The organism is Shewanella sp. 4_MG-2023 (genome assembly GCF_030548015.1).
Taxonomy (GTDB): domain Bacteria; phylum Pseudomonadota; class Gammaproteobacteria; order Enterobacterales; family Shewanellaceae; genus Shewanella.
In genome coordinates, this window is sequence record NZ_JAUORL010000033.1 from 38,693 (window position 1) to 52,648 (window position 13,956).

General features: G+C 43.3%; 11 protein-coding genes. 10 read left to right on the plus strand and 1 reads right to left on the minus strand.

Annotated elements, in window-relative coordinates:
- The 8 genes from murD to lpxC all read left to right on the plus strand — a co-directional run bounded on the left by murD (nucleotide 1) and on the right by lpxC (nucleotide 9,544).
- Nucleotides 1-1,326 (plus strand): UDP-N-acetylmuramoyl-L-alanine--D-glutamate ligase, encoded by a 1,326-nt coding sequence (gene murD, locus Q4546_RS16065; protein ID WP_102440215.1) that lies wholly within the window; start codon nucleotides 1-3, stop codon nucleotides 1,324-1,326.
- On the plus strand, nucleotides 1,313-2,527 hold the full coding sequence (gene ftsW, locus Q4546_RS16070; protein ID WP_303446599.1) for a cell division protein FtsW: 1,215 nt from the start codon (nucleotides 1,313-1,315) through the stop codon (nucleotides 2,525-2,527). The genes murD and ftsW overlap by 14 nt, the downstream gene beginning before the upstream one ends.
- Before the next feature lie 8 nt (nucleotides 2,528-2,535).
- Complete coding sequence (murG, locus tag Q4546_RS16075; RefSeq protein ID WP_102520412.1) at nucleotides 2,536-3,624, plus strand: undecaprenyldiphospho-muramoylpentapeptide beta-N-acetylglucosaminyltransferase; 1,089 nt, start codon at nucleotides 2,536-2,538, stop codon at nucleotides 3,622-3,624.
- Between the two features lies 1 nt (nucleotide 3,625).
- Nucleotides 3,626-5,092: a UDP-N-acetylmuramate--L-alanine ligase gene (gene murC, locus Q4546_RS16080; RefSeq protein WP_102440217.1), complete on the plus strand. Its 1,467-nt coding sequence runs from the start codon at nucleotides 3,626-3,628 to the stop codon at nucleotides 5,090-5,092.
- Between the two features lie 152 nt (nucleotides 5,093-5,244).
- On the plus strand, nucleotides 5,245-5,973 hold the full coding sequence (locus Q4546_RS16085; RefSeq protein WP_076538400.1) for a cell division protein FtsQ/DivIB: 729 nt from the start codon (nucleotides 5,245-5,247) through the stop codon (nucleotides 5,971-5,973).
- Entirely contained in the window at nucleotides 5,973-7,208 is a 1,236-nt protein-coding gene (ftsA, locus tag Q4546_RS16090) for a cell division protein FtsA (RefSeq protein WP_076537973.1), read from the plus strand. Before Q4546_RS16085 ends, ftsA begins: the two co-directional genes overlap by 1 nt.
- A 26-nt stretch (nucleotides 7,209-7,234) precedes the next feature.
- Complete coding sequence (ftsZ, locus tag Q4546_RS16095) at nucleotides 7,235-8,413, plus strand: cell division protein FtsZ (protein ID WP_102440219.1); 1,179 nt, start codon at nucleotides 7,235-7,237, stop codon at nucleotides 8,411-8,413.
- A gap of 210 nt (nucleotides 8,414-8,623) precedes the next feature.
- Nucleotides 8,624-9,544, plus strand: a complete 921-nt coding sequence (gene lpxC, locus Q4546_RS16100; RefSeq protein WP_076537968.1) for a UDP-3-O-acyl-N-acetylglucosamine deacetylase — start codon at nucleotides 8,624-8,626, stop codon at nucleotides 9,542-9,544.
- A 5-nt stretch (nucleotides 9,545-9,549) separates the two neighbouring features.
- Here the strand turns inward: lpxC and Q4546_RS16105 are convergent, their stop codons facing one another.
- Nucleotides 9,550-10,002, minus strand: a complete 453-nt coding sequence (locus Q4546_RS16105) for a DUF721 domain-containing protein (RefSeq protein WP_076537966.1) — start codon at nucleotides 10,000-10,002, stop codon at nucleotides 9,550-9,552.
- A 27-nt stretch (nucleotides 10,003-10,029) separates the two neighbouring features.
- Between Q4546_RS16105 and Q4546_RS16110 the strand changes: the two genes are divergently transcribed.
- Entirely contained in the window at nucleotides 10,030-10,929 is a 900-nt protein-coding gene (locus tag Q4546_RS16110; RefSeq protein WP_102440220.1) for a M23 family metallopeptidase, read from the plus strand.
- Between the two features lie 58 nt (nucleotides 10,930-10,987).
- Entirely contained in the window at nucleotides 10,988-13,708 is a 2,721-nt protein-coding gene (gene secA / locus Q4546_RS16115; RefSeq protein ID WP_102440221.1) for a preprotein translocase subunit SecA, read from the plus strand.
- Nucleotides 13,709-13,956: the final 248 nt, after the last annotated feature.

Sequence of the window (13,956 nt, forward strand, 5' to 3'; positions counted from 1 at the left end):
ATGCAAACATGCTATTCACACATCGTATTGGGATTAGGCGCAACAGGTATTTCTGTTGTGCGCTACTTAATGTCCCAAGGTATTACCCCACTGGTGATGGATAGCCGCAGAACGCCGCCTGGAAGCGATACTCTGGCAGCAGAGTTCCCTGAGGTTGAACTAATTACTGGTGGCTTTATGTGCCGCTCTTTAGTGCAGGCGCAGCAAATTATTGTCAGTCCAGGCATCGCTATTGATACGCCGGAAATTCGCGCGGCGATGGACATGGGTATTGAAGTGATTGGCGATGTGGAGCTGTTTGCCCGTGCGGTTGCTGAAAAGTCACCTTGCGTGGTAGCGATTACTGGCTCAAACGGTAAAACCACTGTGACTACCTTGGTTTACGACATATTAAAAGCAGCCGGTAAAAAGGTCGCTGTTGGCGGCAATATTGGTATTCCTGTATTAGATTTACTGGCAACCGATGCGGATATTTTTGTATTGGAGCTATCTAGCTTTCAGCTGGAAACCACTTTTAGCTTAAATTGTGTGGCGGCAACCTGCCTTAATATTAGTGAAGATCATATGGATAGATATCATGATCTGCATGCTTATAGAGAAGCTAAGTTACGCTTATATCCACAAAGCCGCTTTGTGATGTTTAACCGTGATGACCCACTGACATTTCCTGATGAGCCAACAAACCAAAATACCTTTGGTTTAGGTGTACCTGAAGGCGATGCTTGGGGGATTGCTGATGGCAAGATTTTCCACGGTGAAAGTGAAATCATGAATCTGCATGAGGTCAGTTTAATCGGCAGTCATAATCACGCCAATTTACTTGCTGCTATGGCACTAACCGATGCTTGCGGTATTGATAAAAAGTTTATGACCGAGGTTGCCAGCAACTTTAAAGGTCTTGAACATCGTTGTGAAATGGCGGGTATTAAGCAAGGCGTTACCTATATAAATGACTCTAAGGCGACTAATGTTGGTGCAACTGTAGCGGCATTAAATGGTTTAAGTGATCATTTAGGTGACTTAGTACTGATTGCTGGCGGAGACGGTAAAGGCTCAGACTTTAAAGAGCTGAGGGAGTCGCTCAATAACGTCACTCAATTAATTACCTTTGGTAAAGATGGTGCAAAAATCGCAGCTTTAAAGGCTGATAGTATTCAGGTCAGCGATCTTGCTGCAGCGGTCAATAAAGCCGTAGAAATAACGTTCTCAGGCGATATCGTATTGTTGTCACCAGCTTGTGCGAGTACTGATATGTACAAAAACTTTATGGAACGCGGCAATGACTTTAAGCAATTAGTGGAGCAAATTGCCGATGGCGAAGGCTGAGCAGCAACTTAGCTTATTCCAACAAGTCCTCAAGCGGCCGTGGCCTAATATCTTGTCTGATAGTGGGCCTAGTGAGCAGCTATATGACCGCAGTTTATTGGTTGCGGTAATGGGCTTGATTGCATTTGGTTTTGTGATGGTGATGTCTGCCTCAATGCCAGAAGCGCAAAAACTGACAGATAACCCATTTCATTTTATTTATCGTCATGTGGCGTATTTAATGGGTTGTGGCGTGATTGCTTACGCTGTGCTCAATATAGAAATGAAAACCTGGGAACGCTATAGCGCGTATTTGGTGCTGGCTGTGTTACTGATGCTGGTTGCAGTCTTGATTGTCGGAACCACAGTTAATGGCGCGACGCGCTGGTTAAGTGTTGGACCGGTGCGAATTCAAGTGGCTGAAATCGCAAAGTTTGTGTTTATTGTTTACATGGCGGGATATTTAGTCCGTCGTCATGGTGAATTAAGGGAGAACAGTAGGGGTTTTATTAAGCCTATTATCGTATTTACCTTATTCGCAGTATTGATTTTAGCGCAACCAGATTTAGGTACCGTAGTGGTATTGTTCGTCTGCACTGTAAGTCTGTTATTTCTTGCTGGTGCACGGATTTTAGACTTTTTAGTGTTGATGTTTTTTGGTATTGGCTCGTTTATCTTTTTGGTGATTTTTGAGCCTTACCGGATGCGGCGGGTAACCTCATTTATGGACCCGTGGGAAGACCCATTTGGTAGCGGATATCAGTTGACTCAGTCATTAATGGCTTATGGCCGTGGTGACTTATTCGGTCAAGGTTTAGGTAATAGTATTCAAAAATTATCTTACCTGCCTGAAGCGCATACCGACTTTATCTTTGCCGTGATTGGTGAAGAGTTAGGCTTCGTAGGTATTGTTTGTGTATTAACAGTATTGTTTTTTGTGGCATTTAGAGCCATTCGATTGGGCAATTTATGTTTGAGTATTCAACGCCCGTTTGAAAGTTATTTAGCCTACGGTATTGGTATTTGGATTTGTTTCCAAACAGTGGTTAACGTTGGCGCCAGTATCGGTATGTTACCGACTAAAGGCTTGACGTTACCTTTTATTAGTTATGGTGGCAGTAGTTTGTGGGTGATGACAGCGGCAGCGATGTTATTGATCCGCATCGACCATGAACGGCGAATAAGTTTGATTCAAGCGGTGCAAGGGAGAGTAAAAAAATGAGCCCTAATATGACCAACGCACCGAAATTATTGGTAATGGCGGGCGGTACAGGTGGACATGTGTTCCCTGCATTAGCGGTAGCTAAAGCGTTAGCAGATAAAGGTTGGCAAGTTAGTTGGTTAGGGACGGCCGACAGAATGGAGGCAAGGTTAGTGCCTCAGCATGGGTTTGATATTGAGTTTATCGATATTAAAGGGGTGCGTGGCAATGGCATTATTCGAAAATTAGCCGCGCCTTTTAAAATTTTACGTTCAATCATTCAGGCAAAAGCCTTTATTAATGAATATAAGCCCGATGTTATTTTAGGCATGGGTGGCTTTGCCAGTGGCCCTGGCGGGGTTGCGGCTAAATTATCAGGCATTCCACTGGTGCTGCATGAGCAAAATGCCATCCCAGGAATGACCAACAAGTTGTTATCTAAGATTGCCAGCAAAGTATTGTGTGCATTTCCCAATACATTTTTGCCCGCAGTTAAAGCGGAGGTGGTCGGTAACCCTATTCGTCAAGAGTTACTTGAGTTAGGACAAAGCGCCAAATTTGCTGAAGATGAAGCCTTAAAAGTATTAGTGGTGGGCGGCAGTTTAGGCGCCAAAATTTTTAACGATGTTATGCCAGCTGTTGTGGCGCATATTAGCCTGCATCATTCGGTGACCGTTTGGCATCAGGTGGGCAAAGGCAATGAAGCGAAAGTAAAAGCGCTTTATCAAGATAAAGGTCAAGCTGCTAGCGTCAATGTAGCTGAGTTTATTGATGATATGGAAGCGGCTTATCGCTGGGCAGATGTGGTTGTTTGCCGTTCTGGTGCATTAACCGTATCAGAGCTGGCAGCCGTAGGACGCGGCAGTATCTTGGTGCCTTATCCACATGCTGTGGATGATCACCAAACTAAAAATGCTTCAGTATTAGTTGAAGCGGGAGCGGCATTTTTATTACCGCAAACCATATTAAATGCAGATAATTTAGCTGAGAAGTTAACCCTCTTTGCTGAAAACCGACAAGTTGTTTCACAGATGGCACATCAAGCCAGAAGTGTTGCTGTATTAGATGCAACCCAACGAGTCGCGAGTATTTGTGCTGAATTAGCACGAAAGGATTGACATGACCAAGACAGAAAAGTACGCCCAATTACGCACCATGATCCCAGAAATGCGACGGATTAAGAAAATCCATTTCGTCGGTATTGGCGGTGCTGGTATGGGTGGAATTGCAGAAGTATTAGTGAATGAAGGCTACCACATCAGTGGATCTGACATCGCTGAAAACACAGTGACACAAAGGTTAGCCAGTTTAGGCGCTAAGATTATTATTGGCCATCAGGCGCAAAGCGTGGTTGATGTGGATGTGGTGGTCGTGTCAACGGCTATTAACAACGAGAACCCAGAAATCATTGAAGCGAAGCAGCGCCGCATTCCTATAGTGCGCCGTGCTGAAATGCTTGCTGAGTTAATGCGTTATCGCCATGGTGTAGCCATTGCAGGCACGCACGGTAAAACCACTACAACTAGCTTAATTGCCAGTGTTTATGGCCAAGCTGAGCGCGATCCGACATTTGTGATTGGCGGCTTATTAAATAGTGCTGGTACTAATGCGCGTTTAGGCACTAGTCGTTATTTGATTGCAGAAGCCGATGAAAGTGATGCCAGCTTTCTGCATTTGCAGCCAATGGTGAGTGTGGTTACCAATATTGAAGCTGATCATATGGATACCTATGGCGGCGATTTTGAAAAATTGAAAACAACCTTTGTCGACTTTTTACATAACCTGCCTTTTTATGGTGTTGCGGTGATGTGTATTGATGATGAAGTGATCCAAGAGATTATGCCAAGAGTTGGCCGTCAGGTTGTGACTTACGGTTTCAGTGAGCAAGCAGATGTACAGGCGCTTAACTTCAAGCAAGTTGGTCATCAAAGCCAATTTAGCGTGCGCCGTAAAAACCGTGATGATTTAGATATCGTGTTAAATCTACCTGGCGAACACAATGTACTTAATGCGCTTGCTGCTATTGCAGTGGCATCAGAAGATGAAATAGATGATGAAGCGATTGTAACAGCCCTTGCTGACTTTGAAGGCATTGGGAGACGTTTTCAGCATCTTGGCGAGTTTGATACCGCTAATGGCAAGGTGATGCTAGTTGATGATTACGGTCATCACCCAAGTGAAGTATTGGCAACGATTAAAGCCGCTAGAGCAGGTTGGCCAGATAAGCGTTTAGTGATGGCCTATCAGCCTCATCGTTACAGCCGTACTCGCGACTTATATGATGACTTTATCGAGGTGCTGTCACAGGTAGATGGACTGCTATTACTGGATGTCTATGCCGCTGGCGAAAGTGTCATTCCTGGTGCAGATGGACGCGCTTTATGTCGCTCTATCCGTTTAAGAGGTCAAGTGGAACCGATATTTGTGGCTTCACCTGAGCTATTAACCGATGTATTGCCTGACGTATTGCAAGAGGGTGATTTATTGCTAACCCAAGGTGCAGGTAATATCGGCGCTTTGTCCAAATTGCTAGCTACAACCAATTTAGGTTTTGATAATTTAAACAATGCTAAAAGTGGTGAGTAATTTTTGCACTATAAATGATTGTAAAATAGATACTTTATTACAATCGGTATGCTAGATATAATGGTGAATTGGCCAATGAAAGTGACATTGTACATTGTGGAGTTACAGTAACCGTGGCGTGGAGTGATAAAGCCCGTCAGTTACGAAGCCATTTGAGTGAAATCAACTGGTACTTGTATACCGGGTTATTGTTTTTGCTCATGGTGTTAATGACCATTGTCTGGGCCAGTTTAAAGTTAAATACGCTGCTTAATGATGCAGATGCCTTGCCCATTGAGGCCGTAGCAATTCACGGCGAGCGTTTATATACCAGTGACGCAGATATTCAAGCGGCGCTACAGGCCTTGATGCAGAGCAGCTTTTTTAGTGCCGATGTGGTTGAAGTGCAGCACGCTTTAGAGGCTTTACCTTGGGTATATCGCGCCTCAGTCAGACGCGAATGGCCAGCTAAGTTGAAAGTGAACTTGCAAGAGCAACAAGCGGTAGCGCATTGGAATGGCAATGATTGGCTTAATGTGGACGGTGAAGCGTTTAAAGCCCAGGCCCATCCCATGATTAATGCCTTGCCTATGTTGTCAGGTCCTGAGGATATGTCAGCTGAAGTGTTAACTAGCTATCAGCAATTAGCAGATTTATTAAGTATTAATGGCTTTACCTTAGCAAGTTTAAGTTTAAGCCCACGCCATGCTTGGCATGCAACATTAGATAACGGCATTCTTCTTGAATTAGGTCGAGAAGATAAGATGTCGAGAATACAAAGATTTATAAATGTTTACCCTGAAATAATACAAAATAAAAAGCCAATAGCGACAATTGATTTGCGCTATGACACAGGTGTCGCAGTTGGCTGGGATGATACTAAAACAGAGAGTCGACATTAATGACCAAGAATCAGGAAAGAAATCTTATCGTAGGCTTAGATATCGGTACATCTAAGGTCGCAGTTATTATTGGCGAAGTACTGCCAGATGGCGAGATAAGCGTGGTTGGTTTAGGTAATCACCCTTCTCGTGGTATGGACAAGGGCGGCGTAAATGATCTGGATTCGATTGTAAGAAGTGTACAACGTGCATTAGACCAAGCTGAATTGATGGCCGATTGCCAAGTATCATCAGTGTATTTAAGTATTTCAGGTAAACATATCGCCTGCCAAAACGAAAACGGCATGGTGTCAATTAATGACGAAGAAGTTACCCAAGAAGATGTGGACAATGTCATCCATACAGCTCGTTCGGTGAAAATCCCGACAGAGCGAAGAATTTTGCATGTGTTACCACAGGAATACTCAATTGACGTTCAAGACGGGATAAAAAGCCCAATTGGTATGTCGGGTATGCGAATGGAAGCCAAAGCGCACATCGTTACTTGTGCTAACGACATGGCGAAAAATATCACTAAGAGCGTTGAGCGCTGCGGCCTAACTGTTGATGACTTGGTGTTTGCAGGTATTGCATCAGCTGACTCAGTGCTGACCAATGATGAAAAAGATTTAGGCGTGTGTATTGTTGATATCGGTGGTGGCACCACAGATATTGCGGTTTATACCAACGGTGCACTAAGGCATTGCGCAGTGATATCAGTCGCAGGCAATCAAGTCAGTAGTGACATAGCTAAAATATTTAGAACACCGCTGACCCATGCAGAGCAAATCAAAGTACAGTTTGCCAGCGCCAGAAGCGCTATGGTTAGTCGCGAAGATAGCATTGAAGTCCCCTCAGTTGGTGGCAGACCTTCTCGCAGTATGTCACGTCATACGTTAGCAGAGGTTGTCGAGCCAAGGTATCAAGAGCTATTTGAATTAGTGCTTAAAGAATTAACTGACAGTGGTTTAGAAGATCAAATTGCTGCAGGGATCGTGTTAACAGGCGGTACATCAATGATTACCGGCGCGGTGGATATTGCTGAAGCAACATTTGGCATGCCAGTAAGGGTTGCATCACCGCTACCAGTTAAAGGATTAAATGAATATGTAGATCAACCTATTTACGCTACAGGAATAGGTTTGCTTCATTACGGCGCCAGACGCGTAATCGAACGTCAGTTCGAACGTCCTGAACGTCAAGGGGTTACCAGTCTTTTGAATCGGGTCAAAAGCTGGTTTAAGGGTGAATTTTAATAACGCAGACAAACGGAGATCAGACTATGTTTGAGATCATGGACACTCATAACGACGAAGCGGTGATTAAAGTCATCGGCGTCGGTGGTGGCGGCGGTAACGCAGTCGAACATATGGTAAAGCACAGCATCGAAGGTGTTGAATTTATCGTAACTAACACGGATGCTCAGGCATTACGTAAGTCAGGTGCTGGTTCAACTATTCAATTGGGGCGTGATGTCACCAAAGGTTTAGGTGCTGGAGCAAACCCTGATGTTGGTCGTCAAGCGGCAGAAGAAGATAAAGAAAACATTCGTGCAGCAATCAAAGGATCTGACATGATCTTTATTGCCGCAGGTATGGGCGGTGGTACCGGTACTGGTGCAGCCCCTGTTGTGGCTGAAATTGCCCGTGAAGAAGGCATTTTAACCGTTGCTGTAGTCACAAAGCCTTTTCCATTTGAAGGCAAAAAACGCATGTTATTTGCTGAGCAAGGTATTGCAGAGCTGGCAAAGCATGTTGATTCATTGATTACTATACCTAACGAAAAGTTATTGAAAGTATTGGGCCGTGGTACATCATTATTAGATGCATTTGCTGCAGCTAATAACGTATTGCTAGGCGCAGTGCAGGGTATTGCTGAGTTAATTACTCGTCCTGGTTTAATCAACGTGGATTTCGCCGACGTTAAAACGGTTATGTCTGAAATGGGTAATGCCATGATGGGTACAGGCGTTGCAACTGGTGATGATCGCGCTGAAGAAGCGGCAGAAGCTGCTGTGGCTAGTCCATTACTAGAAGATATTGATCTTGCTGGCGCTCGTGGCGTATTGGTGAATATCACCGCTGGTTTAGATATCAGTATTGAAGAGCTAGAAACAGTGGGTAACCACGTTAAAGCTTATGCATCTGATAACGCAACAGTAGTAGTCGGTGCAGTAATTGATCCTGAAATGAGCGAAGAGCTACGCGTAACTGTAGTTGCTACAGGTATCGGCGCAGAGAAAAAGCCTGATATTCAATTAGTGACAAAACCAGTTTCACGCCCAGAGCCTGCACCAATTGAAGTTAAAGCTGAGCCAGTTGAAGAGCAAGTTGCGGCAACAAATTATGTTGCACCAACAGGTAATGCTGTTCCTGCTCAGCAACCAGTAGCACAGCCAACAGCTCGCGCAGATGGTGACTATTTAGATATCCCAGCATTTTTACGTAAACAAGCTGATTAATTACAGTTTGGTAGTAAAGTTAGAATGTTGAATGCACAAGATGTTGATAAAATGTTGCTTGTGTAAGTAGAGGCGTATTAAAAACCACTAAATGGTACTTTTTTTGTGAAAAGGCAATTTTATGGTAGTATACCGCCTCAGCTTGCTGGGTAAACTCAGTATATATAGCGCATGAATGTTTATTTTAAAGTGATTAAAACGGGTAACTGAATGATTTTTCAAAGAACTGTTCAAAAGATGGTGAAGAGTACTGGTGTCGGGCTTCATTCCGGCAACAAGGTCACTCTGTGCATTATGCCCGCACCTGTCAATACTGGTATCGTACTTCGTCGTACAGATTTAAGCCCTGCAGTGGAAATTCCTGCTAAGGCTCATCTTGTGCGTGAAACAACTATGTGTACGGCATTAGTTAATGATGAAGGTGTTCGCATTTCAACTATCGAACATTTATTTGCAGCACTTGCAGGCCTTGGCATTGATAACGCAGTTATTGAAGTTGATGCTCCTGAAATCCCGATTATGGATGGCAGTGCAAGTCCGTTTGTTTTTTTACTGCAAAGTGCAGGTATTAAAGAGCAAGCAGTCGCTAAAAAATATATCAAAATCAATAAAACTGTGCGTGTTGAAGACGGCGATAAATGGGCAGAGTTAAAGCCATTTAAAGGCTTTAGAGTGGATTTTAAAATCGACTTTAATCACCCAGAAATCTCTCGTAGTCAACAGCATATGGTTATGGATTTTTCAACATCTGCATTTGTGAAAGATATCAGCCGTGCAAGAACATTTGGTTTTATGCGAGATATTGAATATCTTCGAGCCAATAACTTAGCACTGGGTGGCAGCATGGAAAATGCCGTCGTGCTTGATGAATATCGTGTCCTTAACCCTGATGGTCTGCGTTATGAGGACGAATTTGTTAAGCACAAAATTCTTGATGCTTTTGGTGATTTATATGTCGCAGGGCATGCCATTGTTGGTGAGTTCTGTGCGTATAAAACGGGTCATGCTTTAAATAACCAATTGGTTAGAGCGTTATTAGCCCAACAAGAAGCGTGGGAGTTAGTCAGCTTTGAAAATGAAGTCGATGTACCGTTAAGCTTTATGGTACCCGGCGCAGCGTCTTTCGCATAATATAGTTAAGATTGCCTATTACGGCTGGCCAATGCAGCCAGCCGTTTTAGTTTTTCACCTAGTGACCCTTCAACATGATCAGCCAACGTTTGTAAATGTTCTGCCGCGACAGGGCTAATAGTTGCGTAATTAGTTGAGGTTTTGCTTGGTGATATTGCTAACCCTGGGTTAACTTTAACCTCTATAGCGGTAAGCATTGGAAGGGTTTCTTCCTTAAGTTGTTGCAGTAATTTGGTCTTTTGGAAGTTTATTCTAGCAGCCCAAGCAGCCGATGTAGTTTCAATTACAAGAACACCCTGCCGAAGATTAGCGACTTTAAGCTGTTCAACAACAGGACCTGTTAAACTCTGCTTTACGTAATTATTAAGTTGATTTAATAGTTCTGCTTTTTCAGCCAATGCCGGTAATTGTCCAGATTGATGTAGTAAGCTACTGAGATCTTGCGGGGGCTTTTTCATATGATAATAAGATGGCTGAGTTAGGCTATGAGTGTAACAGTTTTTATCCAAGGTCGAAACGGAGTAACTCGCTGGCATCCTAGCAAGCGTTGGTTACTTCTACCTATCCTATTAGTTGTAGCGGGAACCGGCATCTATCAACAAAGTGCCGATCGTTTTGCTGAGCAACAAACCAAAGTTGATGAAAATAAAAAGTTGCGCGAGCAACAAAAGCAGCAAGTCATTAGCCTCAAACAAGCAACAGAAACCCAATTAGCCACATTGGTGACTCATGTCGCCTCTATGCAAGCAAAAATTACCCGCCTCGAAGCCCTCGGTCAGCAAGTTGCTGAAAATAATTTACTCGAAGATCAATTCGACTTTGCCACAGAAGTGGGTGTCGGAGGATTGAGTGAAATAGGCACAGGCGTGGAAATAAACCAACTGTTAAATGATATGACCCAGTTGGTATCAAGAATTGATAATAATAATGTTCAGCTGTCTCTACTTGAAACAGTGTCAACTAATCTCCATATAGATGAAGAACGTTATATATCAGGGCGGCCAATCGTAAAAGGTTGGTTATCTTCGCCCTACGGTTTACGGAATGACCCTTTTAATGGTCGTAGAACAATGCATAAAGGTATTGATTTTGCGGGCACTGAAGGCGGCGATGTTATTGCAACTGCTGCAGGTGTAGTAACGTGGTCTGGAAATATGCTTGGATATGGTGGGTTAGTCGAAATTGATCATGGAAATGGTCTTCGAACCCGCTATGGACACAACAAATCTATGTCAGTAAACCTAGGTGACGTCGTTGCCAAAGGCGATAAAATTGCCAGTATGGGAAGCACAGGCCGTTCAACTGGTCCCCACGTGCATTACGAAGTTTTGCGAAACGGACAGCAAATAGATCCAAGAAAGTTCGTCTATCGCAAAGCGAGTTAATAACATTTTCGGTTAAGTCGCTCATTTGAGCTCAACCTACAAGAGATAAGTGATTAAGATGTTAGGCAAATTACTGACAAAAGTATTCGGCAGTCGTAACGACCGTACCTTGAAAGGTTTAGGTAAAGTTGTAACTAAAATTAATGCATTAGAAGCTGAATATGAAAAGCTGACAGATGAACAACTAAAAGCAAAAACAGACGAGTTCCGTCAGCGTATTGAAAATGGTGAAACCTTAGATGCGCTTATGGCAGAAGTATTTGCCACAGTGCGTGAAGCATCTAAACGTGTTTTCGAAATGCGCCACTTCGATGTGCAATTACTCGGTGGTATGGTACTTGATAGTAACCGCATCGCTGAAATGAGAACCGGTGAAGGTAAAACCTTAACCGCAACTCTGCCAGCATATTTAAATGGTATTACCGGTAAAGGCGTCCACGTCATTACCGTGAATGATTACCTTGCGCGTCGTGATGCGGAAAATAACCGTCCATTATTTGAATTCCTAGGGCTTAGCGTTGGTATTAACGTGGCAGGCCTTGGTCAAGCAGAAAAGAAAGAAGCGTATAACTCTGATATTACCTACGGGACTAACAACGAGTTTGGTTTCGATTACCTGCGTGACAACATGGCGTTCTCTCCTCAAGAGCGAGTTCAACGTCCGCTGCATTACGCACTGATTGATGAAGTTGATTCAATCTTAATTGATGAAGCGCGTACACCATTGATTATCTCTGGTGCAGCAGAAAATAGCTCTGAGTTATATATCAAAGTAAACACCCTTATTCCTAACCTTATCGTTCAAGAGAAAGAAGATACAGAAGATGAGATTGGTGAAGGTGATTTCAGTATCGATGAAAAAGCCAAACAAGTTCATTTTACAGAGCGTGGCCAAGAAAAAGTTGAATTACTGTTAGTTGAGCTAGGTGTGCTCAATGAAGGTGATTCACTGTATTCAGCAGCTAACATCTCATTACTGCATCACGTAAATGCAGCATTAAGAGCGCATACCTTATTTGAACGTGATGTTGATTACATTGTTCAAGACGGTGAAGTGATTATTGTTGATGAACATACTGGCCGTACCATGCCAGGTCGTCGCTGGTCAGAAGGTTTACATCAAGCTGTTGAAGCAAAAGAAGCAGTCAACATTCAAAATGAAAACCAAACATTAGCGTCAATCACATTCCAGAACTACTTCCGTCAATATGAGAAGCTAGCAGGGATGACAGGTACAGCTGACACTGAAGCATTCGAGTTCCAACATATTTATGGACTTGATACCGTCGTGGTACCAACTAATAAGCCAATGGTACGTAATGATATGCCTGATTTGGTTTATCTTACAGCAACAGAAAAATACAATGCCATCATTGAAGACATTAAAGGTTGTCGCGAACGTGGTCAGCCTGTGCTTGTGGGTACGGTATCAATCGAGCAATCAGAATTATTAGCGACCTTATTAAAGCAAGCTAAGATCCCACATTCAGTATTGAACGCCAAGTTCCATGAAAAAGAAGCAGACATTGTTGCTCAAGCAGGTAGCGCTGGAGTAGTGACTATCGCAACTAACATGGCCGGTCGTGGTACCGATATCGTGTTAGGTGGCAACTGGAAAGTTGAAGTTGATGCATTAAAGGATCCAACTGAAGATCAAATCGCTCGCATTAAAGCAGAATGGCAAGTTCGTCATGATGCAGTTATTGCTTCGGGTGGTTTACACATTTTAGGCACCGAGCGTCACGAGTCACGTCGTATCGATAATCAGCTTCGTGGTCGTGCAGGCCGTCAAGGTGATGCGGGTTCATCGCGCTTTTATCTTTCAATGGAAGATAGCTTAATGCGTATCTTCGCATCTGAAAAAGTATCTGGCATGATGAAAAAACTGGGTATGGAAGAAGGCGAAGCCATCGAACATCCTTGGGTATCTCGTGCAATTGAAAATGCGCAACGTAAAGTAGAAGCGCGTAACTTCGATATTCGTAAGCAATTACTTGAATATGATGATGTCGCTAACGATCAACGCCAAGTTGTTTATTCTCAGCGCAATGAGTTAATGGACGCAGAAAGCATTGAAGACACCATTTCAAATATTGAACAAGATGTCGTTAGTGGTGTGATTGATCAATATATTCCACAGCAGTCTGTAGAAGAGTTGTGGGACGTACCAGGTCTAGAGCAGCGTCTTGCCCAAGAGTTTGGTCTTCAACTAACCATTCAACAATGGTTAGATACAGAAGATGACCTTCACGAAGAAACTTTACGTGAGCGTATTGTATCAAGCTGGAGCGAAGCATATAAAGCTAAAGAGCAGATGGTTGGTGAGCAAGTGCTACGTCAGTTCGAAAAAGCAGTCATGCTACAAACATTAGATGGTCTGTGGAAAGAGCATTTAGCAGCAATGGATCACTTGCGACAAGGTATTCATTTACGTGGTTACGCACAAAAGAATCCAAAGCAAGAGTATAAACGTGAATCATTTGAGTTATTCCAACAAATGTTGGAGTCACTAAAACACGATGTCATCAGTGTACTCTCTAAGGTACAGGTTCAAGCACAATCAGATGTTGATGATATGGAGCAGCGTCGTCGTGACGAAGAAGCCAAGATCCAACGCGAATACCAGCATGCAGCATCAGAATCGCTAACAGAGAATAAAGAAGCTGAAGCAGCAACGCCAAGAACTGTGATTAGAGACGGTGAGAAAGTTGGCCGTAATGACCCTTGTCCATGTGGCTCAGGTAAGAAGTACAAGCAGTGTCACGGTAAACTGACCTAAAACACCGCAATATTTAATAATTTAAAAGGCAGCTATTTTTAGCTGCCTTTTTTGTACCTAATAAATAGTATAAAAAACAGTCGCCTCAAGTGTTTTTGTGGATAACACTGGGGGTAAAATCTGGGTAACGTGTGATTAATAAAAAAGATCGCAAATAATGCGAAAAACTTTTAAAAAGCCCTTGCACCAATTCAGAATCTGCCTATAATGCGCATCCACTGACACGGCAAACCACGCACTAGCATGGG

Bases quoted from the DNA above. Each gene is read 5' to 3' on its own strand.
- murD (WP_102440215.1), top strand. From the start codon at position 1: ATGCAAACATGCTATTCACACATCGTATTGGGATTAGGCGCAACAGGT.
- ftsW (WP_303446599.1), top strand. From the start codon at position 1,313: ATGGCGAAGGCTGAGCAGCAACTTAGCTTATTCCAACAAGTCCTCAAG.
- murG (WP_102520412.1), top strand. From the start codon at position 2,536: ATGACCAACGCACCGAAATTATTGGTAATGGCGGGCGGTACAGGTGGA.
- murC (WP_102440217.1), top strand. From the start codon at position 3,626: ATGACCAAGACAGAAAAGTACGCCCAATTACGCACCATGATCCCAGAA.
- ftsA (WP_076537973.1), top strand. From the start codon at position 5,973: ATGACCAAGAATCAGGAAAGAAATCTTATCGTAGGCTTAGATATCGGT.
- ftsZ (WP_102440219.1), top strand. From the start codon at position 7,235: ATGTTTGAGATCATGGACACTCATAACGACGAAGCGGTGATTAAAGTC.
- lpxC (WP_076537968.1), top strand. From the start codon at position 8,624: ATGATTTTTCAAAGAACTGTTCAAAAGATGGTGAAGAGTACTGGTGTC.
- Q4546_RS16105 (WP_076537966.1), bottom strand. From the start codon at position 10,002: ATGAAAAAGCCCCCGCAAGATCTCAGTAGCTTACTACATCAATCTGGA.
- Q4546_RS16110 (WP_102440220.1), top strand. From the start codon at position 10,030: ATGAGTGTAACAGTTTTTATCCAAGGTCGAAACGGAGTAACTCGCTGG.
- secA (WP_102440221.1), top strand. From the start codon at position 10,988: ATGTTAGGCAAATTACTGACAAAAGTATTCGGCAGTCGTAACGACCGT.